We start from the raw sequence: 21,507 nt of genomic DNA on the forward strand, positions 1-21,507 counted from the left end.
ACTGTACCGGGGCGGCCCTGCTGATGCCGCACGGTGAGTTCGCCTCCCGAGTCCGGTGCGGGCACCGTGCCCGTTCGGCGTGTAGATCCTTTACTGTTTTCACACCTGGCGATTACTCTCCGCGCTAGCGTCGATACGTTCCGTGTTGGTGTTCCGTTGGGGGTCCGGGCCGGTGGGTGTTCGCGTGGTCTTCATAGGCGGGCTGGGGCGCAGTGGCACCACATTGCTGGAGCGGCTGCTGGGAGAGGTGCAGGGGGTGGCGCCGCTCGGGGAGGTGGTCCATCTCTGGGAACGCGGCGTCATCGGCAAGGAGCCGTGCGGCTGCGGGGAGCCCTTCACGTCGTGTCCCTTTTGGCGCAGGGTGGGCATCCGCGCGTTCGGCGGCTGGTCGACGGGCCTGGCCGATCGCGTTCTGACGTTGAGGCGGCGCGTCGACCGCACCCGGCACATCCCGGCCCTCGCGGCCCGCCGGTGCCGGGTCGGGCTCAGCGGTTACACGCGGGCGTACTCGCGGGTGTACGAGGCGGCGGCGCAGGTCGCGGGCGGTCGTGTGGTCGTCGACTCCAGTAAGCACGCCTCTCTCGCGTTCTGCCTGCGTACGTCCCCAGTGGTCGATATGAGCGTGGTCCACGTGGTGCGTGACCCGCGCGCGGTGGCGTACTCGTGGCGTAAGCAGATCACCCGGCCCGAGGACGGCAGGCCGATGACGCGGTGGCCGCCCCTGTGGACGGCCGTCCACTGGTTGGTGCAGAACCTCGCGTTCGAGCTGCTGGCCCGGCGCGGCGGCACCGTCATCCGGGTCAGGTACGAGGACCTGCTGGCCGACCCGCCCGCCGTGATGCAGGCGTTGCTGGCCCGGCTGGGGCTCGGCGGCGTGGAGCTGACCTTCCTTAGGCCGGGGGTGGCCGAGCTGTCGGTCGCCCACACGTGCGCGGGCAACCCCATGCGCTTCGCGGCCGGGCCGCTGGAGCTGTCCCGGGACGACAACTGGTGCGACCGCCAGCCCCGCCTGCACCGCTGGCTCGTCACCGCGCTGACCTGGCCGTTGATGCTCCAGTACGGCTACCGCCCGCGCGACCGCCGCACGCCCGAGGGCGCCTGCGCTCCGTGGCTCACGGCCGGCGTCGCCGCGCAGGAGTGCCGATGAGCGGGTTCACGGTGCCGACGTCCGGGAAGGATCCCGTGGCCGTTGCCCTGGGTGAAGACCGCGATGCCGGGTGCGTCGGCCGACGTGGCACGCCGCCGTCCCCGGACGGTCACGGGGTGACTCCGGTCGTCGGTGTGGTGGTGCCGACCCGGGGAGACCGGCCTCAGCAGCTTCGGGCCGCGTTGCGGGCGGCGCTCGCGCAGGATTGCCGTGGCGGCGTGGACGCGGTCGTGGTGGTCGACGGTGGTGACGTCGCGGCGGTTACGGCGCAGGTGGCGGTGCAGGTGGCGGAGGTCGCCGCGCGGTGGCCCGGCCGGGTGCGCGTCCTGGCGAACCGGCTCACCCCCGGCCTGCCTGGCGCGCGCAACACCGGCATCGCCGCCCTCCGCACGCCGATGGTCGCCTTCTGCGACGACGACGACGTGTGGCTACCGGGCAAGCTGAGCGCCCAGCTCGACGCCCTCGCGGCCGATCCGGAGGCCGAGTTCGCCGCCTGCGCCATCGAGGTCGAGTACGGTGCCCGCCGCGCCGTCCGTCTCGCCGGCACCGGGCGCGTCACCGTCCGGCACCTCACCCGCTCCCGCATGATGATGGTCCACTCCTCGACGTTCGTGTTCAGGCGCGGCTCGATCTGGCCGGACGAGAGCGCGCCCGGCGGGCAGAACGAAGACTGGGACCTCGCGTTGCGCGCCGCCGCGCGCCATCCGATCGTGTACGTCGACCGGCCGCTCGTCCGCGTCCGCTGGGGCGGGTCCGCGTACGTCAGCCGCTGGGCCGACCGCATCGCCGGGCTCGAATGGATGCTCGCCCGCCACCGCGGCCTCGCCGCCGACCGCCGCGGCGCCGCGCGGGTCTACGGCCAGCTCGCCTTCTGCAACGCGGCGCTCGGACGCCGCCGCGAGGCCGGGCGGTGGGCCCTGCGCGCGTTCGCCGCCCGCTGGGGCGAGCCGCGCGCGCCGATCGCGCTGGCGGTGGCGGTCGGCCTGGTCCCCGCGCGTTCCGTGCTGAGCGCGCTGCACACCTGGGGGCACGGAATCTGATGACTTCTCAGGCTTTGATCGGGCGGTCCCGCGTGGTGATCGCGGGCCTCGTGGTGGACGCGCTCACCGAGGACGCGGTGGTGCGTCACGTCGTCGCGGCTGTGGGACGGGGGCAGGGCGGCCATGTGGTCACCCCCAACATCGACATCTGCCGCGCCTGCGCCCGAGACCCCGAGGTACGGGCCATCGTGGCGGGCGCCGACCTCGCCGTCCCCGACGGCATGCCGCTGGTCTGGGCGTCCAGGCTGCTGGGGACGCCCGTTCCCGCGCGCGTCACCGGCGCCGATTTGATCTGGTCGCTGTCGGAGGCCGCCGCGGCCAACGGGTTGTCGATCTACCTGCTGGGCGGGCCGCCGGGAATCCCGTGCAAGGCGGCCGAGGCGCTGAGCGCCCGTTACCCGGGCCTGCGCGTCGCGGGTGGCGCCGCCCCGCCGTACGGGTTCGAGAAGTCAGCCGAAGGGCTCGCGGCGGTGCGGCAGGCGCTCCTCGACGCCGACCCGGACGTGGTGTTCGTGGGTCTCGGCTTTCCCAAGCAGGACCGGCTGATCGGGCTGCTGCGGGCCGAACTGCCAGGGGCCTGGTTCGTCGGCTGTGGTGGCGCGATCTCGTTCGCGGCGGGCGTGGTGCGGCGGGCGCCGCTGTGGATGCGGCGCGCGGGGCTGGAGTGGCTGTACCGCCTGTCCGCCGAGCCGGGCCGCCTCGCACGCCGGTACCTCGTGGACGATCTTCCGTTCGCGTTACGGCTGCTCGCGATATGTCTGGTGAAGAGGCTTCTACGGCGGTGGCTCGGTTCGTAGCACTGTGGTGGCGTAGGTTCGCCGGGGTGCTCACCGTGCCATGGCGTCGGGCTCCTCGTCACGCCAGCGCGTGGTGAGTTCGACGATCTGGGCGATCTGGTCGGGGGTGAGCCGGTCGCGGTGGCCGACGAGGGCCTCGGCCGGGTCCATGGGACGGTACGCGGTGCGCGACAGGCCGGTCCACGTGAACGCCCGAGCGACGGCGCGATCGCGGGTCCGCGCGTGGTCCGGGCCGTGGTCCGGCGGGCTCTTTGGGATGGCACTCGCGGGCGCGGGCACACCTCTGGGCGTCCGTCGCGCTGTGGGCGCGGATGATCGGCCGATCGTCCTTTCCGCTCGGGACGACCAGGTCAGGCCGCACCAGGCGTACAGGTCGCGGTAGCGGGCCACCGGGTCGGTGACGAGGTCTTCGTATGAGACCAGCCGGACGCCGGGGTGGCGTTCGGCGAGGGTTTCGACGGTGGCGCGGGCGGCGCTCCACAGTGCGCAGGTCGTGGCGAGGGCGTCGTCGGAGCCGGCCAGGGGGCGCAGCGCCCGTACGTACGGGTGGTCGCGGACCAGTAGCGGCTGGCGTAGCAGCTCGCCCAGGTCGACGCGCCAGCCGAGGCGCTGCCAGCTCGCCACGAGGGACACCGGGTCGCGGATCATCAGGACGACGCGGCAGCCGAGCCGTTCGGCGAACCATCCCGCCGAGAACAGGGCGAAGGGGTCGTCCAGCAGTGCGCGGCGGCCCCGTATCCGGCCGAGGGCGAAGGCGGAGGCGTTCTTCGCCAGGCGCGCCAGGTCGCGGGGACGGTGGTTGCGGCGCAGTTCGGCGGCGTACCGGTAGCGCAGGGCCACGGTGTCGGTGAACGCGCGCAGCCACGGGTGCTCGTCGTCGGGGCAGATGTACTGGAACCTGTGGCGGACGTCGGCGTTCAGCACACCCGGGGAGCGACCTGGGGGGCGCTGCGGGTTGAGCGGCTCGTTGACGTACACCGCCTCGCCGCCGGCCGCGAGCATCTTCCCGGCCCAGCTTGTCCCGCTTCTTGGCAGCCCGGTCACGAGAATGGGCGCCTGGTCGGCAGGGGCCGAGTGCCGTGGACGCGTCCGGTCGGTGGGATCCGGGTGCCTTGTGCTCGCCTGGCCGGCGGTGGTGCTCGTCCGGTACGCGGGGGCGTCGCTCATGAGGTCGTCTCGGCTTCTTGTGGGATGGAGCTGGGGGGAGTCGAGGTGCTGTGGACGAGCCGTAGGTGCCGTGCTCCCGTGGTGTTCTGGGGAGCACGGCCTGGCGGCCCGCTGCGCCACAGGCGGAGCGACGGCAGGCTGTGAGGGCCGAAAGGGCGCAAACCGTACGTGCGGGAGATCTGGAACAGCGGGAGGAGGTTCTTGGCGAGCACCCCGGCCGACCAGCCGAGTGCGGCGCCGAGCGCTCCGTGCGACGGGACGAGGACGACGTCCAGGGTGATGGTCACCATGATCGCGGTGAGCATGTTGGCCATGCTGGAGGCGGTGTGCCCGGCGGCTGTCAGGACGACGTCCACCATGCCGCAGGCCGTCGCCACCATCATCGTCACGCCCAGGACGACCGCCACCCCCGCGCCGCCGCCGTACCCGTCACCGAACAGTCCGAGCAGCCACGGCGCGAGCAGGGCGTATCCCAGCCAGACCGGCCATGTGAGCACGACCAGCCAGATCGTGGCCGTCTGGTACAACCTGCGCGCCACGGACAGGTCGCCGTCCGCCATGGCACGGATCAGGCGAGGCTGGGCCGCCTGGGCGAGGCCCTGGTTGACGAGCTGGCCGACCACTTTGAAGCGGGTCGCGGCGGTGTAGACGGCGGCCTCGGCCGGGCCGGCGAGCAGGGCCACGACGACGACGTCGAGCCGCTGGAACACGGCCTGCACGGCCCCGCCGAACGCGCGCGGACCTGTGTAGCGCCAGAACTCGGACGTGGCACCGCGGGCCCGGCCGGCGCCGTCCTCGGAGGGGGGTGCGGTGTTGAGGTGGAGGGTGCCGCGGCCCTTGGTAGGAGGCATGGTGCTGCGGAGAGGAACGGCGTCGACCCGGGGGCTGGTCGTGCCGGCTTGGAGATCGGGCGTCGATCCTTTTCGGTGCTTGGCCGTGGTCCTAGAGGTGTACGGTGCCCGGTGGCCTAGCCAGAGGGCGGCGAGGAGCAGGACCAGGAAGGCGGGGGCGGACCAGGCGGCCGGGAGCGCCCACGCCCGTCCGGCCGCCGCGCCGGTCATGACGACTGCCCCGACGAGGACCAGCTGCGCTGCTGGTTGCAGGATTCCGCTGAGCAGCGTCGTCGGCCGCATCGTGCCGAAGCCGCGCGTGGCGGACACCAGCACGTCGGCGCAGACGATGACCGGGAGCGCGAGAGCGAGCGTGCGCAGGATCGTCGCGACCGTCTCCGGGGACGGGCCGGTGAGCGCGACAAGCCCGGCGACTGTGCCCGCGCCGAGATACACGAGAACGGCCGCGACGAGAGAGAGGACGACCACCGGGGTCAGGGCTGGCCGGAGGAATCGGGAAATATCGCGATAGCGCTCCCCTCGCGTCCGGGCGATGAAGTAGATCAAGCCGTTCCCGGCGTCCAGGCGCAGGATCCCCGCGACCATCAGGCACAGCGAGGTGGTCGTGAACATCACGCCCGCCGACGCGGCGTCCAGTCCTCGGGCGAGCACGACCACGAGCAGCATCTGCGACCCGGCGCTGACCACCGCTCCGGCCAGCCCGGCGAGACCTCCCTTCGCCAGCGCGCCCACACCGCCGTCCTTTGTGGGTGGGCGCTGTATTAGCGGCGCCATGTGGGGGTGTCTCCTAGCCAGTCGCGGAGTTTGTGGTCCCACGGGAGGAAGTGGTCGGACAGGCTCTTTCTCAGTGAGTCGGGCATTGTGGTGGGGCGCGGGCGGGCGTTGTGGCGTTCGAAGACGGGGTCGCCGAGGCGGGGGAGCCCTAGAAACTCCAGGACCTGGTCGTACACCGGCTCAGGCGTGGTGAAGAAGCGTCCGCTGTCGATCACGAGGATGCGGCGGCGGCCGACCACGGACTCCAGCCGCGCGAGTTGTTCGGCGTACTGCCCTCGGGTGACGTACGCGTGGTGGCGGTGGGCGGTGCTCCGCGCGTACGGTTCCGCGCACAGCCGCTCGATCTCCCCTTCCAGCCGCGCCGGCTCCAGCTCGACGGCGCGCTCGAACGACGGCTCCGTCTCGAATCCGCGCGCGAGCTCGTGGGCGTGGGCCGAGTACGCCCGTTCGACCGGGTCGCGGACCAGCACGATCATCTTCGCCCCGGGCAGGTCACGCGCCATGCGGTACGGGGACAGCGGATGGAACAGGTAGTAGGGAGACGACTCGAAGGCGAGCGGTCGCGTGCCGTACCTGCGCTCCAGCCGGTAGGCGGTGGTTTTGAGGGGGAAATGCGCGCGGTACCAGGAAAGCCCCTTCTCGTATGCGATGTCGAAGTAGTGGACACCCTTGCGCAGCACGGGTTTGAGGACGAGCGGGTGCTGGGCCAGCGCCCGGTACAGGGAGGTCGTGCCGCAGCGCTGCGCTCCGACGATCAGGAAGCAGGGCAGCAGGCGGCCGCCCACGGTGAGCCGCCCGGCGGTGTGGGACACGGCGTGCGCGGAGCGTTTGACGGTGGGGTTCATGTCAGGACCTCCTGCAGGTCGACGAGGGGGGACAGCCACCGTGACGGCGGGCCGAGGGGGTGGTGGCCATCCCGCTCGTGACGGTCGGCCAGGGTGATCAGGTAGCGGACGGCCGTCTCGCGGGCCTGGGCCGCTGACAGGCCGTACGGCGCGAGCGTGGGCAGGGCCTGGGCGAGGCATGCGGCGGCGGCGACATCGGGGGGCACGCGTCGTAGCGCGCGCTGGAAGAAGTGGTGGACCGCGTCGAACCCCAGCGGCACCCCGCTGCCGAACCGCTCCCAGTCCCACACGAGCAGCCGCCCGTCGGGGGAGGGAGCGATGTTCCAGGGCGAGAAGTCCCCGTGCCAGCAGTGACCACCGATCAGATTCGCTCGGGTGATCGTCGTGCCGAGGGGTTCGGGTCGGGTGGGCGTCATCGCGAAGGGCTCGGGTCGGGCGGTCGCCGTGTTGTGAGGTTCCGGGCGGGTGGTCGCTGTGCCGGAGCCTCCTGGGGGGAGGGGTGCCGTGTCGTGAGGGGCGTGGAGGCCCAGGGTGGCGATTTCCAGGACGGCCTGGGTGAGGAGAGGGCTGGGGACGCGGCGGAGGCGGCGGATCGGGAGGGGTGAGACGGCCAGGACCTCCAGGCCGTTCCAGGTGTCGTGGTGGAGGAGCGTGGGGGCGACCACCGTCTTCAGCGGGGTGGCCGCGAGCAGGGCGAGGGTCATGGCCTCGTGGCGGACGAGGGCGCGGGTGGGGTCCGTGTCGCCGATCTTGACGAAGGCGAGGCACTCGCCCGTGGACGCGTGGACCTCCAGGACGGGCTTGCGGTTCGCGCGCCGAGCCGGCCGCACGTGCAGGACGAGCCCGACGCGTTGCCCGAAGACTTCGCTCAGATGGCCCTCGATCGTGCCGGGACCGCCGGGCAGGCGGCGGCGTCCGGGCAGCCACCGCGACCGTGGGACGAGGCGCCGCGGCAGGAACCGGCTCGGCGTCAGCGCGTACACGGTCTCAGCGGTCGCAGCGGCGCCGCCGCACGTCGAGCCGGTGCCGCCGGATGCGCGGGGCCTGTCCGGGGTGCCGGTGTCGCCGTTCGGGCCGGGGTCCCGGGGGGCGGTGTTCACGGGCGGGTAGAGCAGGGTGATCACCTCGTCGAGGTAGCGGAGGCGGGCATGGCGGTCTCTCATGGGTTCACCGCCGGGGCCTGCATGGGGAGGGTCGACCGGCCGGTCATCGGCACCGTCGCCGGCGTGCCGTCCTCGGAGACCGGTGTGGCGCCCGCAGAGAGCGGCGTGCCGTCGTCGGGGATCGGTCTGCCGTTCCCCGAGAGCGGTGTGCCGTCCCCGCGGGCTGGTCCGGTGTTTCCAGGGATCAGGGTGCCGTCCCCGGGGGCTGGTCTGGCGTCGTCGTAGGCGGCGGCCGGGGGTGGGGGGTGGGCGTTGCGCCAGAGGAGGGCGTAGGAGATCAAGTACAGGCCGAGGGCCGTGACCAGTCCGTCGTAGATGAACATGTAGAGCAGTACGAGGATCATCACGAGCGTCCCCGCCTGCCCGATCGGTGTGCGGTCGTGGCGGAAGCGGCGGATGGCGCCCACGAAGAACCCGATGTACAGCGCCGCCCCCGTGAAGCCCTGCGTGATCAGCAGCAGCCACAGTTGCCCGTCGCTGCCGAGCGGCGGGTGCCCGCACTCGGCGCACCAGTCGGTCTTGCCGGTGGTGATGGTCTGGTAGCTGCCGTACGCGTTGCGGGTGTTGCCGAACCCGATGAACGGCGAGTGGGTGGCGGCTTCCATGGTGGCCGTGACGGTGAAGGCGCGGATGCGGTTGCTGTGTGGTTTGTCCAGGCGCTGGGACACGATGTCGGTCAGCGGCCCGGCGGCGAGGACGAGCGCCCCGCACGCAAGGCCCGCACCGACGAGGAAGCCCCGGCGCGGGCGCACGCGCACGACCACGTACGCCGCCGAGAGGGCGAGCCCGGCCCACAGCCCCCGGTTGAGCGAGTACACGATGGGGATCGCCGAGACCGCGACGACCGCGACGCACACCGCCCGCCGCGCGGGCCCGCCCCATGTCCACCAGCCGACCACGAACCAGATGAGCAGCACCGACAGGTTGCCGCCCCAGGCGTTGGCCCACTCGAAGGGGGCCTCGGGACGCGGCGCCGCGTGCCCGAGGACGTGCTGGATCTGCGCCGCCGTCGGATGGATCAGGTTGCGCACGTAGGAGTTGCCGCTGATCCAGGACGGCAGGATCGACTCGACAGGCGAGGTGAACTCGAAGCGCGGCGCGAGGACGCCGAGCAGCCCGCCCGCGACGGTGGTGAGGAACAGCACGCCGAGCATGCCCACCAGTGCCCGCTGCGGCAGTTCGCGTTCGGTGAGGTTGCCGAGGTAGAGCACCATGACGACCAGCGCGAGGTACAGGGTGAGCCGCATGGCGTACCCGAGGACGCGGCCGGTGCCGAACTCGCCGTACGTGCCGGGGGGCGTCTCGCCGAGCATGAGGGCGCTCACCAGGTACCCGGCGATGATCAGCATCCACAGCCCCATGCCCTTCGGGACCGTGATCGGGCGGCGCCGCCAGAGGACGACCGCCATCGGGCAGGCGACGACGATGATCGACAGCCCGCCGAACCCGAGCGCCCACCAGACCGGGTAGCCGACGAGGAACGCGGCGATGGGCCAGGCGGCGGGCGCGGGCAGCCGGATGAGGCCCCAGCGAGGGGTCACGAGGCCCGGACGGTGGAATCGGGCGGGTTGCGGCGGCCGAGCCCCGGACGGGTGCCGCCGGGCGTGGCGGTGGCCGACAGCAGGATCACCCCGAGCGGCGAGACCTCGGTGCGTCGTAACTGGCGGACGGCCTGCGCGAGCTGCTTGGAGCGCGCCGCGCGGCTCTCGACGACCAGCAGGGCGGCGTCCGCGCGGGCCGCCTGGTCGGTGCGCACCCAGATGGGGGCGAGGCCGGTGAGCGCCAGGCGCAGATCGTCGGCGATGGGCTCGGGGTCCACGCCGGGGGTCGCGCCGCGCACGAGCAGTTCGCCGCCGTCGCGCAGGTGCCGGGCGACGGCCACAGCTAGTTCGCGCAGCTCGCGGGCGTTCCCGGCCTTGGCGAGTACGGGCAGGCCGGTGAGCCGTTCGATGTCGGCGGCCGTCCTGAGCCGGGTGTCGAGGCGGTCGCGGAGCATGGCCGCCCCGGTGCCGGCGAGCAGCCCGAGGAACAGCCCGCTGCCGAGGTAGAGCGGCGGGCGGGGCTGGGTGGGGGACGCGGGCGGGCGGGCGTCGCTGATGACGCTGCCGGGCGTGACGGCGACGGTCTTGAGCGCGTCGTACTTGAGGGTGAGCGCATAGACCTGCCTGCTCAGGACGTTCTGCCGCTGGGCGGCGATGGTGCGCGCGGCCGAGCCGGGCGTCGTGCGGGGCAGCCCGGCGACGGTGGCCGCGAGCGCGGAGTCGACCTGGCGGAGTTTGCCGGACAGGGCCTTGAGCTGGGCGTCGATGGTGTGCTTGGCCGCCGACTCCCGGTTGGCGAGGTACCCCTTGGCGAACGCCTGCGCCCCGGCGGCGGCGGTGACCGGGTCCCCGGCGGTGTACGACACCGCCAGCACCGCCGAGTTGGGCGGGACGGTGACGGTGACGCGCTCGCGGAGCGCCTCGGGGTCGCCGGCCTTGAGCGTGCGCGCGGCCCGCGCGGCGACGACGGCGGACCGGGCGATCTGGGCCTCGGTGTCGAGGTTGAGCGGCTCGCGCTGGCGCTGGGTGGTCTGGTTGGTCTGGTCCTGCACGCCGGTCGGGGAGACGAGGATCTCGGCGGTGGCGGTGTAGGACGCGGGGGACAGGGCGAGCGCGATGCCGCCGAGGCACAGGCCGGCGAGCAGGAACCCGGCGAGTGTGACGCGCCGGCGCAGCAGCATCGCCCAGAAGTCGGCGAGCTCGCGGTCGGGCGCCGGGCCTGGGACGCCGTGGACTGAGGACGCCGGGTGGCTCATGGAAGCGGCAGACCTCTCGGTGCGGGGTCGTTCATACGTATCGGGGGTTTTCGCGGCGTTTCGGCGGCCATGGAAAAGCGCCGCCAGGCCGGGAACGGATCCAGAGAACTATAGGCACAACCCAAGATTTCTCGATCGCATACGAGTGTTTTCGTGGACGACGGCCCGGCGTGCGACTCCAATATGCGGATATGTCGCTCCAGGCGATGCCGCAGCTCAGAGGAGAGGGGGCGAGTTTCCGGCCGATCGGTCGCCTTTAGTGGGAAGGTGAATACCAGCCTTCTGGGGAAACGATTAAAGGGAGGTTTGGTCGTCTTGCGTAGAGTGGCGGGAATATGGTTTTTCGGCATCGGGCTCGCCGCCGGATGCGGCTTGATCGTCTACGCCGTGGCGTCGGTGAAACCATCGGAGCGGACCGTCGCGAGTGACCGTGCGCCCGGCACCGAGATGCCCGTCCCGACCGGCGCCCCCGGCTGCGTGGCCACGGCCAAGCTGATCCCGAGCTGCGGCGCGTGGTGGGGCGTCGCGCCCGACGTCTTCGGCGGCAGTCCGCCCACCGAGGCCATCGCCGCCGCCGAGCAGCGCATGGGACGCCGGGCCGACATCGTCCACGTGTACCACCGGGGCTGGGACCCGTTCCCCACCCCCCAGGAACTGCGCATCGCCAGGAAACGGCTGCTGCTGATCAACTGGAAGCCCTCCGTGCGCCGCACCTGGGCCGAGATCGCCTCCGGGGCGATCGACGACCGCATCGACCGCATCGCCGCGACGATCCGGCACAGGCTTCCCCGCCGTTTCTTCCTGACCATCCACCACGAGCCGGAGAACGACGTACGCGAGCAGCCCGGGTCGGGCATGACCGCCGAGGACTACGCCGCGATGTACCGCCACGTCGTGCTGCGCCTGCGCGACCAGGGCGTGCGCAACGCCGTCACGGTCATGACGTACATGGGCGCGCCCAACTGGGCCGCCAAGCCGTGGTTCGAACGGCTCTACCCCGGCGACGACGTGGTCGACTGGATCGGCCTCGACCCCTACGCCGACCACCGCGTGAACGACTTCGCCAACCTCGTGGACAAGAGGCGGGACGACCACGCCGACTGGCCCGGCTTCTACCGCTGGACGCAGCAGCGGTTCCCCGGCAAGCCGATCATGATGGCCGAGTGGGGCGCGTTCGAGCGGCATGGCGACCCGGGGTTCAAGGTGTCGTTCTTCAACTCGGTCCGCCGGCAGATCCGGGGATACCCGCAGATCAAGGCACTGGTCTACTTCGACTCACCGATCGCGCCGCGCGGCGACACCCGCTTCGACTCCACCGTCGCCGCCGGGCGCGCCTTCGCCGAACTGGCCCGCGCCCCCTACTTCAGCTCGACTCCCGTCCCGGACCACTGACCTGTTCGGGGCGCGGCGGTGTTCTGGAGTCCTCACGCGCGAGGGTGAGGAACGATCCCTCGCGCGTGAGGGAGGAAGAACGCCGCCAAAAGGGGCGCCCGGAACCCGCCGAGCCGGAGGCTCGGCCATAGGCACTGCGAGGTCAGCGCACCCAGCCGCCGGAGGTGAGCAGGCCCAGCACCGAGTCCACGGCGCGGTCGACGGACATGCCGGTGGTGTCCAGCGTCAGGTCGGCGTCGTCGGGCTCCTCGTAGGGGTCCGAGATGCCGGTGAACGCCGGGATCACCCCCGCCCGCGCCTTGGCGTACAGCCCCTTGCGGTCGCGTCGCTCGCACTCGGCGAGCGGCGTGGAGACGTGGACCAGGATGAAGTCGCCGCCGACCGCCTCCACCATGTGCCGCACCTCGTCGCGGGTCGCCGCGTACGGGGCGATCGGCGCGCAGATGGCCAGCCCGCCGTGCCGGGCGACCTCGGCGGCGACGAAGCCGATCCTGCGGATGTTGAGGTCGCGGTCCTGTTTGGAGAACGTCAGCCCCGCCGACAGCAGCCGCCGCACGACGTCGCCGTCCAGGTAGGTGACCGTACGACCGCCGCGTTCGAGCAGGGCGTCGTGCAGGCCCCGGGCGATCGTCGACTTGCCCGACCCCGACAGGCCGGTGAAGAAGACCACGACGCCGCGCCGGTGCGGCGGACCGGGCAGCGTGACGGGCTCGGGGCCGGCCATGTGCTCGTGGGCCCCGAACGCGGCGGAGACGTGCTCGCGCAGCTCCAGGTCGATCTCGGGCTCGCGTGGCGCGAGGGGGACGACGGCGACGGCGGTGCCCTTCGGCAGGGCGTCGCGGGCCTTGAGCGCCGCGCGCACCACGGCCGGGCCGCCCTCGCCGAAGGCCAGCGGCAGCAGCAGGATCGTCGCGTCCAGCTCGCGGGCGGTCGCGGTGATCTCGTCCAGGCTGTCCAGCGGGCCGCGCATCGTCACGGCCAGCACGGGACGCTCGCCCAGCTCGGCGCGGACCTCGGCGGGGGAGCGGCGCAGGCGGGCGAAGGGGCCGTGCTCGGGCGCGCCCAGCGAGGTGACGGGGCCCGCCACCAGGCCGTCGGCGGTGCGCTCGGTCACCTTCACCACGGCGACGGCGGCGCCCTCGGGGTCGCGCAGCGTGAGTTCCTGGCCGGCCGAGACCGGATGATCGGACGGCACGGTGAGCGTGACCGCGTCGGGCCAGGGCGCGCCGTCGGTGAGCCGCCCGTTCTCGACGACCGACGCGAGGTCGGCCGAGCCGAGGAAGCCGGTCAGCGGGGCGAAGGCCCCGGACAGCAGCAACTCCAGGTCGGCGAGCTCGTGGGCGTCGGGCACCCACTCCAGGACCGGTTCGGCGCCGGCCGTCGTCTGCTCCGCGTTTGCCACAGGGCTCAGGATATTGGCGCGCCACGTCCGCCACGGCCACGGAAGGCATGGCGCGGTCGCCGCCGGCGCGTCCAAGGGGCGCCGGGCCGCTCAGATCAGGGCCGCTCAGATCAGGGAGGCTCGGACGGGCGGCTCAGATCAGGCGGGCGAAGTGGTTCTGCGGTTTGCGGATCACCAGCGTGATCTCGTCTCGCGTGGCGGGCAGCCGGTCGCCGGAGAGGCGGGCGACCAGCTTGCACGCCGCGCGGGCCAGCCTGGCGTGCGGGCCGCGCAGCGCGGGCCCCGACGTCCCGGAATAGTCCTCGGCGATCATGAGCCCGCGCATCAGGCAGTAGGAGTGGATGCCCTCGCGGGAGGCGACCTGCTCGTAGATCGCCGGCAGCGGGCCGACCGCGCCCGCCGGGGCGAACCTCGGCCACAGCAGCCTGCGGAACCAGGAGGGCAGGGCGCGGTCGCAGAAGCCGTACGCCGAGGCGCGGTCGCGCATTCTGATCAGCAGCAGGCCGCCGGGGCGCAGCGCGTTGACCATGCGGTCGAGCACGAGCTCGGTGTGCCGCACCCGTTCCAGCAGGAAGGCGGCGTGGACGACGTCGAACGTGCGGGGCAGCAGGGGCGCGGCGCGCAGGTCGCCGAGGAACCGCGCGTCCAGGTCGGAGCGGCGCTCCGTCGAGGCGCGCAGCACGGGCAGGTTTTCGTCGATGCCGGTGACGCGGGTCTCGATGCGCTCCAGATCGATGCCGCCGCCCCGGCCGCACCCGGCGACCAGGATGTCCAGGCGCCGGCCGAGCTGTTCCGTTCTCAGCTCGCGGATCCGGAGGCTGAACACGTCCCCTTGGGTGGCGGGCCACCATCGAACCTCTGACATGTCACTCAGGGTAGTCATTGAAACCCTTTCTGTAGTGGATTTACTTTACGAAGCGGCCACCCCGGGCCAGAGGAGGCCCGCCGCGTCCGGGGCCGTAACCGTCCGGACCGCCCCGGACGGTTAGTCGCAGATCACCTTTATCGGACGGACGGGTGGTTCCCGGCATGACGGCGCCCGGGGGAAGTAGCCTTGAGGTTGACCCCGGCGACTCGACGAACCGGGGTCGCGCGCGTCGTCGTATAGTGCACAGGGCACCAGGTGGGTCGTCATGGGTGCCGTCTGTGGCGACGCGGTGCGCGAGGTGGGTCGCCGTGTGGGGTGTTCGAGTCGAGCGCCGTCCCCGGGCGAACGAGTAGGCGGGCCTGACCACGTGGGGGCATTTCTGATGAGTCTTTCCGGACTGCTCGACCTTGTCATCGCCGAACCTCGGCTCGCCGGGGCGCTGGACCGCTCCGGTGAGGACGTCAACCTGATCGCTCCGCCGGCCCTGCGTCCCTTCGCGGTGGCCGCGCTGGCCCGGCGGCGTCCCGTGCTGGCCGTCACGGCCACCGGGCGCGAGGCCGAAGACCTTGCCGCCGCCCTGACCGGCCTGGTGGGGGACGACGCCATCGCGGTCTTCCCCGCCTGGGAGACGCTGCCCCACGAGCGGCTGTCCCCCCGTAGCGACACTGTGGGCCAGCGCCTGGCCGTGCTGCGCAGGCTCGCCCACCCCGTCTCCGGCGACCCGGCCGCGGGCCCGCTGAGCGTGGTCGTGGCGCCGATCCGCGCCCTGCTCCAGCCGCTGGTGACCGGCCTCGGCGACCTGACCCCCGTGCGCCTGCGCTCCGGCGACGACGCCGACCTGGACGGGGTCGTCGAACGGCTCGTCGCCAACGGCTACCACCGGGTCGACATGGTCGAGAAGCGCGGCGAGGTCGCGGTGCGCGGCGGCCTGCTGGACGTCTTCCCGCCCACCGAGGAACACCCGCTGCGGCTGGAGTTCTGGGGCGACACGATCGAGGAGATCCGCTGGTTCAAGGTCGCCGACCAGCGCTCGCTCGAGGTCGCCGAGGGCGGCCTGTTCGCCGCGCCCTGCCGCGAACTGCTGCTCACCGACGAGGTCCGCGCGCGTGCCCGCGAGCTGGGCGAGGAGCACCCGGCGCTGAAGGAGATCCTCGACCAGCTCGCCGAGGGCATCCCCGTCGAGGGCATGGAGGCGTTCGCGCCCGTTCTGGTCGACGGCATGGACCTGCTGCTCGACCACCTGCCCGCCCGCGCGTCGGTCTTCGTCTGCGACCCCGAGCGCATCCGCGGCCGCGCGGTCGAGCTCGTCCACACCAGCCAGGAGTTCCTGGAGGCGTCGTGGATCAACGCCGCCGCCGGGGGTGAGGCCCCGATCGACCTCGGCGCCGCGGCCTTCCGTGACCTGTCCGAAGTGCGCCGCCACGCCCGCGAGCTCGGCCAGCCCTGGTGGACGCTCGCGCCGTTCGCCGCCATCGACCAGGGCGGTGGGCAGGAGGCCCACCCGGCCGCGCCCGGCCCCGGCGACGAGTTGTACGGCGGCAGCGAGGTCATCGAACTGTCCGCCCGCGAGGCCGAGTCCTACCGCGGAGACACCCAGCGGGCGCTCGCCGACATCAAGGGCTGGCTCGGGGAGGGGCGCGCCGTCGTGCTGCTCAGCGAGGGCCACGGCCCCGCCGAGCGCATCGTCGAGCTGCTCAAGGGCGTGGACGTCGCCGCCCGGCTGGTCCCGTCGCTGGACTCCGCCCCCGGCAGGGACGTCGTGCACGTCACCACCGGCCGCGTCGAGCACGGCTTCGTCGGCGACTCGGTGGCCGTCCTCACCCACCTGGACCTGGTCGGGCAGAAGGCATCGACCAAGGACATGCGCCGCCTGCCGTCCCGCCGCAGGAACATGGTCGACCCGCTCCAGCTCAAGGTCGGCGACCACGTCGTGCACGCCCAGCACGGCGTGGGCCGGTACGTCGAGATGGTGCAGCGCTCGGTGCAGGGCGCCACGCGCGAGTACCTGGTGATCGAGTACGCCAAGGGCGACCGGCTGTACGTCCCGACCGACCAGCTCGACGAGGTCACCCGGTACGTCGGCGGCGAGTCGCCCACGCTCAACCGCATGGGCGGCGCCGACTGGGCCAAGGCCAAGTCCCGGGCGCGCAAGGCCGTCAAGGAGATCGCGGGCGAGCTGATCCGCCTCTACAGCGCCCGTATGGCCTCGCCCGGCCACGCCTTCGCCGCCGACACCCCCTGGCAGCGCGAGATGGAGGACGCCTTCCCCTACGCCGAGACCGGCGACCAGCTCGAGGCCATCGACGAGGTCAAGCGCGACATGGAGCGCGCCGTCCCCATGGACCGGCTGATCTGCGGCGACGTCGGCTACGGCAAGACCGAGATCGCGGTGCGGGCCGCGTTCAAGGCCGTGCAGGACGGTAAGCAGGTCGCCGTGCTCGTGCCGACCACGCTGCTCGTCCAGCAGCACCTGTCGACCTTCGGCGAGCGGTTCGCGAGCTTCCCCGTCGTGGTCAAGCCGGTGTCGCGCTTCCAGACCGACGGCGAGATCAAGGCGACGCTGGAAGGGGTCAAGGACGGCGCGGTCGACATCGTGATCGGCACGCACCGCCTGCTCAACCCCGACATCCGGTTCAAGCATCTCGGGCTGATCATCATCGACGAGGAACAGCGCTTCGGCGTCGAGCACAAAGAGGCCATGAAGCACATGCGCACGCAGGTCGACGTGCTCGCCATGTCGGCGACCCCGATCCCGCGCACGCTGGAGATGGGCCTCACCGGCATCCGTGAGATGTCCACCATCCTCACCCCGCCGGAGGAACGGCACCCGATCCTCACCTTCGTCGGTCCGTACGACGAGAAGCAGATCGCGGCGGCCGTGCGGCGCGAGCTGATGCGCGACGGCCAGGTGTTCTTCGTCCACAACCGCGTGTCGTCCATCAACCGGGTGGCCGGGCGGCTGCGCGAGCTGGTCCCCGAGTCCAGGGTCGCGGTGGCGCACGGGCAGATGAACGAGCAGCAGCTCGAGAAGATCATGGTGGGCTTCTGGGAGCGCGAGTTCGACGTGCTCGTCAGCACCACGATCGTCGAGTCCGGCCTGGACATCCCCAACGCCAACACGTTGATCGTCGACCGCGCCGACAACTACGGCCTCTCGCAGCTCCACCAGCTTCGCGGCCGGGTCGGGCGCGGACGCGAGCGCGGGTACGCGTACTTCCTGTACCCGCCGGAGGCGCCGCTCACCGAGACCGCGCACGAGCGCCTCGCCACCATCGCCCAGCACACCGAGATGGGCGCCGGCATGTACGTCGCGATGAAGGACCTGGAGATCCGCGGCGCCGGCAACATCCTCGGCGCCGAGCAGTCCGGCCACATCGCCGGGGTGGGTTTCGACCTGTACGTCCGCATGATGGCCGAGGCCGTGCAGGAGCAGAAGGCCAAGCTGTCCGGCGAGGAGGTCACCGAGGAGCGCGCCGACGTCAAGGTCGAGCTGCCGGTCAACGCGCACATCCCGCACGACTACGTCACCTCCGAGCGGCTGCGGCTGGAGGCCTACAAGCGGCTCGCCGCGGTCGCCTCCGACGACGACATCGCCGCGGTCCGCGAGGAGCTCGTCGACCGGTACGGACGCCCGCCGCAGGAGGTCGACAACCTGCTGGAGGTCGCCCGCTTCCGCGTCCACGCGCGCCGGGCCTCGCTGACCGACGTCGCCCTCCAGGGCCAGCACATCCGGTTCGCCCCGGTGAGGCTGAAGGAGTCGCAGCAGGTCCGCCTCGACCGGCTCTACCCCAAGTCGGTCTACAAGGTGGCCGCCGAGACGCTGCTGGTGCCCGTGCCGAAGACCAAGCCGATGGGCGGCCGTCCCCTGCGCGACCTCGAACTGCTCACCTGGTGCACCGACCTGGTCGAGGCCATGTTCCTGGAGCCCGCGAGAGCCGCGGCCAGGCGATGACGGGTGATGACGGGGGATGATGGGCAGGGCCGTGGCTCCGTGACGAGACGGTCGCCGGGTTTGAGTAGAGTAGCCCCGCGTCTGCTGAAGGGACCGCTAGTGAAGTCGATTCGTGTGCGCGCTCTGCCGGCCGTCGCGGCCGCCGCGCTGACCTGCGTCGTGCTGACCGCCTGCTCGTCGCCCGTGAGTCTCGGCTCGGCGGCGACCGTCGGCGATCACCGCATCAGCTCCAGCGAGCTGAACACCCAGATCGCGGAGTACCAGGCGGCGCTGAAGAAGGCCAAGATCTCCGAGGAACAGCTTCAGATCCCCTCGGTGCCGCGCGCGATCCTCCTCCAGCTCATCTACTTCCGCCAGTTCGAGCAGTTCGCCCAGCGCAACAACATCGTCGTCACCGACGGAGACGTCGACAAGTTCATCACCGAGCAGGGCGGCATGCAGCAGATCGGCCCGGCGGCGCTCAGCAAGGGCGTCCCGCCGTCCGAGACCCGCGAGTGGATCCGCGCGGCCATCGTCTACCAGAAGGGCCTGGAGCGCTTCGGCGCCAACCTGACCGACCAGGCGTCGGTGCAGCAGGCCCAGCTCAAGCTGTTCGGGCAGATGGACACGGTCCCCGTCAAGATCTCCCCGCGCTACGGCACCTGGGACACCCAGCGTGGCCTGGTCGAGGAGGCCCGGTTCGGCAAGCCCGCCGCCGGCGCCGACGCGGCCGCCCCGCAGGACCCGTCCCAGCAGCAGGCCCCCGACCAGTCGGACCCCGCGGCCGGCCAGTGACGCTCGTCGTCGTCACGACCTCGCCCCGGGTGGCGCCGGGGCTGCTGAGCGGGCGGGCGTGGGCGGTCCTCGGGTCGGGGCGGGTGCTCACCGGCTCCGCCGACCACCCGCTGCTGCCCTACCTCGCCGAAGAGGACATCCCGGTCGAGGTCATGACGCCCGACCCGGTGGCGCTCGCGCGCGAGAGCCTGGACGCCACGATCATCTGGCTCGCCGCGCAGGACGGCGACGAGCCGTTCATGCGCGCCGTCGGCCGCGCCGCGCTCGACATGCCCGAGCCGCCGGTCATCGAACTGGTCCCCGGCTCCTACGACCTGCCGGGCGCGCGGTTCGTGGACATGGTCACCGTCATGGACCGCCTGCGGCGCGAGTGTCCGTGGGACGCGCGGCAGACCCACGAGTCGCTGGTGCCCTACCTCCTGGAGGAGGCCTACGAGGTCCTGGAGACCATCGAGGAGGGCGACCACGCCGCCCTGCGTGAGGAGCTCGGCGACCTGCTCTTCCAGGTGGTCTTCCATTCCCGCCTCGCCCAGGAGCGCTCCGGGGAGGACGGCGGCTTCGACGTCGACGATGTGATCCAGGACCTCGTCGACAAGCTGGTCCGTCGCCATCCGCACGTGTTCGCCGGGACCGTGGTGGAGGGCGCCGAGGAGGTCAACGCCAACTGGGACGCGATCAAGGCCGCCGAGCGCGCGGCGAAGGGCCGCGAGTCGTTGCTCGACGGCGTCCCCATGGGCCAGCCCGCGCTGTCCCTCGCCCTCGGGCTGCAGAGCCGCGCCGAGCGGGCGGGCGTCCCCGACAGCCTTTCGCGGGCGGTCGGGCAGGGCATCGGCCGTGAGCTGTTCGACCTCGTACGCCGCGCCCGCGCCGCCGGCCTCGACCCGGAGGCCGAACTACGCGCCGCCGCCCGCGACTACCGCGACCGCGTCCGCGCCTGGGAACGCTCCCCGAAGCCCGGCGAAAAAGCCTGACAGATTCGGGACGCCCCGAACCCGCCGCTCCGCAACGCCCGCCATCCCGGTTCGGGGCGCGGCGGTGTTCTGGAGTCCTCAGGCGCAAGGGTGAGGAACGATCCCTTGCGGCTGAGGGCGGAAGAACGCCGCCAAAAGGGGCGCCCCGAACCCGCCGTGCCGGAGGCGCGGCCATAAGTACAGCCCGATAGGCTCGGGTGGCAAACCGTCCGTCACCACATCGCGCAACGATGGCGCGGTGAAGGGTTCCGGGGGCCCGACCCCGGGCTGACAATCTAGGAGCGCTTCGTGGCTGCCATCGAGGCCATCACCGCCCGCGAGATCCTCGACTCCCGGGGCAACCCGACGGTCGAGGTCGAGATCCTGCTCGACGACTACAGCACCGGCCGCGCCGCGGTCCCGAGCGGTGCGTCCACCGGCCAGTTCGAGGCCGTGGAGCTGCGGGACGGCGACGAGCGCTACGGCGGCAAGGGCGCCCAGAAGGCCGTGCTCAACGTCACCGACGAGATCGCCGAGGAGCTCATCGGCTACGACGCCGAAGAGCAGCGCCTCGTCGACCAGGCCATGATCGACCTCGACGGCACCCCCAACAAGAGCCGTCTCGGCGCCAACGCCATCCTCGGCGTCTCCCTCGCCCTGGCCAAGGCGGCCGCCGACAGCGCCGACCTCCCGCTGTTCCGCTACGTCGGCGGGCCGAACGCCCACGTGCTGCCGGTGCCGATGATGAACATCCTCAACGGCGGCGCGCACGCCGACAGCAACGTCGACATCCAGGAGTTCATGATCGCGCCGATCGGCGCGTCCACGTTCTCCGAGGCCGTGCGCGTCGGCGCCGAGACCTACCAGGCGCTCAAGAGCGTGCTCAAGCAGAAGGGCTACTCCACCGGCCTCGGCGACGAGGGCGGCTTCGCGCCCAGCCTGCCGAGCAACCGCGACGCCCTCGACCTGATCCTCGTCGCCATCGAGAAGGCCGGGTACACCCCGGGTGAGGACATCGCGCTCGCGCTCGACGTCGCGGCCACCGAGTTCCACTCCGGCGGCGTGTACACCCTGGACGGCAAGGGTAACTCCTCCGACGAGCTGATCGCCTTCTACGAGGACCTGGTCCGCTCCTACCCGCTGGTCTCCATCGAGGACCCGCTGGACGAGGAGGACTGGGAGGGCTGGAAGGCCATCACCGCCGCCCTCGGCGGCAAGGTGCAGCTCGTCGGCGACGACCTGTTCGTCACCAACCCCGAGCGCCTTGAGCGCGGCATCCGCGAGGGCGCCGCGAACGCGCTGCTGGTCAAGGTCAACCAGATCGGCACGCTGTCGGAGACGCTGGACGCGGTCGACCTCGCCCACCGCAACGGCTACCGCTGCATGATGAGCCACCGCTCCGGCGAGACCGAGGACACCACGATCGCCGACCTCGCCGTCGCCACCAACTGCGGCCAGATCAAGACCGGCGCCCCGGCCCGCTCGGACCGCGTCGCGAAGTACAACCAGCTCCTGCGCATCGAGGAACTGCTGGACGATGTCGCCCGCTACGCGGGTCGCGGAGCTTTTCCGCGCTTCCAGAGCTAGT

General features: G+C 72.1%; 16 protein-coding genes. 8 read left to right on the forward strand and 8 right to left on the reverse strand.

The features are described from left to right. The first annotated feature begins 184 nt into the window (after nucleotides 1–184). From AB0H21_RS21415 to AB0H21_RS21425, 3 genes are read left to right on the forward strand one after another with little or no spacing between them, the layout of a single operon-like run. Nucleotides 185–1,147 carry a sulfotransferase gene (locus tag AB0H21_RS21415; RefSeq protein ID WP_358519087.1) on the forward strand — a complete coding sequence of 321 codons (963 nt, stop codon included), beginning with the start codon at nucleotides 185–187 and terminating at the stop codon, nucleotides 1,145–1,147. Continuing rightward, nucleotides 1,144–2,187 carry a glycosyltransferase family 2 protein gene (locus tag AB0H21_RS21420; RefSeq protein ID WP_358519090.1) on the forward strand — a complete coding sequence of 348 codons (1,044 nt, stop codon included), beginning with the start codon at nucleotides 1,144–1,146 and terminating at the stop codon, nucleotides 2,185–2,187. Before AB0H21_RS21415 ends, AB0H21_RS21420 begins: the two co-directional genes overlap by 4 nt. Continuing rightward, on the forward strand, nucleotides 2,187–2,984 hold the full coding sequence (locus AB0H21_RS21425; RefSeq protein ID WP_358519093.1) for a WecB/TagA/CpsF family glycosyltransferase: 798 nt from the start codon (nucleotides 2,187–2,189) through the stop codon (nucleotides 2,982–2,984). Before AB0H21_RS21420 ends, AB0H21_RS21425 begins: the two co-directional genes overlap by 1 nt. Before the next feature lie 30 nt (nucleotides 2,985–3,014). On the opposite strand, the gene AB0H21_RS21430 is transcribed toward AB0H21_RS21425, so the two are convergent. The 6 genes from AB0H21_RS21430 to AB0H21_RS21455 are packed head-to-tail and all read right to left on the reverse strand — an operon-like array spanning nucleotide 3,015 to nucleotide 10,581. After that, a complete protein-coding gene (locus AB0H21_RS21430) occupies nucleotides 3,015–4,151 on the reverse strand; it encodes a sulfotransferase (RefSeq protein WP_358519095.1) in 1,137 nt (378 codons plus the stop codon). Next, nucleotides 4,148–5,734, reverse strand: coding sequence for a lipopolysaccharide biosynthesis protein (locus AB0H21_RS21435; RefSeq protein WP_358519097.1), 1,587 nt, complete (start codon nucleotides 5,732–5,734; stop codon nucleotides 4,148–4,150). Before AB0H21_RS21435 ends, AB0H21_RS21430 begins: the two co-directional genes overlap by 4 nt. Before the next feature lie 29 nt (nucleotides 5,735–5,763). Next, on the reverse strand, nucleotides 5,764–6,621 hold the full coding sequence (locus AB0H21_RS21440; protein WP_358519100.1) for a sulfotransferase domain-containing protein: 858 nt from the start codon (nucleotides 6,619–6,621) through the stop codon (nucleotides 5,764–5,766). Beyond that, nucleotides 6,618–7,784, reverse strand: coding sequence for a hypothetical protein (locus tag AB0H21_RS21445; protein WP_358519103.1), 1,167 nt, complete (start codon nucleotides 7,782–7,784; stop codon nucleotides 6,618–6,620). The genes AB0H21_RS21440 and AB0H21_RS21445 overlap by 4 nt, the downstream gene beginning before the upstream one ends. Continuing rightward, complete coding sequence (locus AB0H21_RS21450) at nucleotides 7,781–9,325, reverse strand: hypothetical protein (protein WP_358519105.1); 1,545 nt, start codon at nucleotides 9,323–9,325, stop codon at nucleotides 7,781–7,783. Before AB0H21_RS21450 ends, AB0H21_RS21445 begins: the two co-directional genes overlap by 4 nt. Beyond that, nucleotides 9,322–10,581: a Wzz/FepE/Etk N-terminal domain-containing protein gene (locus AB0H21_RS21455; protein ID WP_358519107.1), complete on the reverse strand. Its 1,260-nt coding sequence runs from the start codon at nucleotides 10,579–10,581 to the stop codon at nucleotides 9,322–9,324. The genes AB0H21_RS21450 and AB0H21_RS21455 overlap by 4 nt, the downstream gene beginning before the upstream one ends. 324 nt (nucleotides 10,582–10,905) lie before the next feature. Here AB0H21_RS21455 and AB0H21_RS21460 point away from each other — a divergent pair, with 324 nt between their 5' ends. Continuing rightward, the gene (locus AB0H21_RS21460) at nucleotides 10,906–11,973 is read left to right on the forward strand and encodes a glycosyl hydrolase (RefSeq protein ID WP_358519808.1); all 1,068 of its coding nucleotides are present in this window, start codon (nucleotides 10,906–10,908) and stop codon (nucleotides 11,971–11,973) included. Nucleotides 11,974–12,115: 142 nt separating this feature from the next. Here AB0H21_RS21460 and cysC read toward each other — a convergent pair whose 3' ends face one another. Together cysC and AB0H21_RS21470 are read right to left on the reverse strand one after the other, a co-directional pair. Continuing rightward, complete coding sequence (gene cysC, locus AB0H21_RS21465) at nucleotides 12,116–13,375, reverse strand: adenylyl-sulfate kinase (RefSeq protein ID WP_358519109.1); 1,260 nt, start codon at nucleotides 13,373–13,375, stop codon at nucleotides 12,116–12,118. Nucleotides 13,376–13,508: 133 nt separating this feature from the next. Further along, the gene (locus AB0H21_RS21470; RefSeq protein WP_358519112.1) at nucleotides 13,509–14,240 is read right to left on the reverse strand and encodes a class I SAM-dependent methyltransferase; all 732 of its coding nucleotides are present in this window, start codon (nucleotides 14,238–14,240) and stop codon (nucleotides 13,509–13,511) included. 385 nt (nucleotides 14,241–14,625) lie between these two features. Here AB0H21_RS21470 and mfd point away from each other — a divergent pair, with 385 nt between their 5' ends. From mfd to eno, 4 genes are all read left to right on the forward strand, one after another. Then, nucleotides 14,626–18,195, forward strand: a complete 3,570-nt coding sequence (mfd, locus tag AB0H21_RS21475; protein WP_358519115.1) for a transcription-repair coupling factor — start codon at nucleotides 14,626–14,628, stop codon at nucleotides 18,193–18,195. A 99-nt stretch (nucleotides 18,196–18,294) separates the two neighbouring features. Next, the gene (locus tag AB0H21_RS21480; protein WP_358519117.1) at nucleotides 18,295–18,969 is read left to right on the forward strand and encodes a SurA N-terminal domain-containing protein; all 675 of its coding nucleotides are present in this window, start codon (nucleotides 18,295–18,297) and stop codon (nucleotides 18,967–18,969) included. After that, entirely contained in the window at nucleotides 18,966–19,940 is a 975-nt protein-coding gene (locus AB0H21_RS21485; RefSeq protein WP_358519120.1) for a MazG family protein, read from the forward strand. Before AB0H21_RS21480 ends, AB0H21_RS21485 begins: the two co-directional genes overlap by 4 nt. A 288-nt stretch (nucleotides 19,941–20,228) precedes the next feature. After that, complete coding sequence (gene eno, locus AB0H21_RS21490) at nucleotides 20,229–21,506, forward strand: phosphopyruvate hydratase (RefSeq protein WP_358519122.1); 1,278 nt, start codon at nucleotides 20,229–20,231, stop codon at nucleotides 21,504–21,506. Nucleotide 21,507: the final 1 nt, after the last annotated feature.

The sequence above is a fragment of the Sphaerisporangium sp. NPDC051011 genome, from assembly GCF_040653595.1.
In the GTDB taxonomy this organism is placed as follows: domain Bacteria; phylum Actinomycetota; class Actinomycetes; order Streptosporangiales; family Streptosporangiaceae; genus Sphaerisporangium.

Excerpts from the sequence above, each read along its gene's own strand:
- AB0H21_RS21420 (WP_358519090.1), top strand. The coding sequence starts at position 1,144 with ATGAGCGGGTTCACGGTGCCGACGTCCGGGAAGGATCCCGTGGCCGTT.
- AB0H21_RS21425 (WP_358519093.1), top strand. The coding sequence starts at position 2,187 with ATGACTTCTCAGGCTTTGATCGGGCGGTCCCGCGTGGTGATCGCGGGC.
- AB0H21_RS21430 (WP_358519095.1), bottom strand. The coding sequence starts at position 4,151 with ATGAGCGACGCCCCCGCGTACCGGACGAGCACCACCGCCGGCCAGGCG.
- AB0H21_RS21440 (WP_358519100.1), bottom strand. The coding sequence starts at position 6,621 with ATGAACCCCACCGTCAAACGCTCCGCGCACGCCGTGTCCCACACCGCC.
- AB0H21_RS21445 (WP_358519103.1), bottom strand. The coding sequence starts at position 7,784 with ATGAGAGACCGCCATGCCCGCCTCCGCTACCTCGACGAGGTGATCACC.
- AB0H21_RS21455 (WP_358519107.1), bottom strand. The coding sequence starts at position 10,581 with ATGAGCCACCCGGCGTCCTCAGTCCACGGCGTCCCAGGCCCGGCGCCC.
- AB0H21_RS21470 (WP_358519112.1), bottom strand. The coding sequence starts at position 14,240 with ATGTCAGAGGTTCGATGGTGGCCCGCCACCCAAGGGGACGTGTTCAGC.
- mfd (WP_358519115.1), top strand. The coding sequence starts at position 14,626 with ATGAGTCTTTCCGGACTGCTCGACCTTGTCATCGCCGAACCTCGGCTC.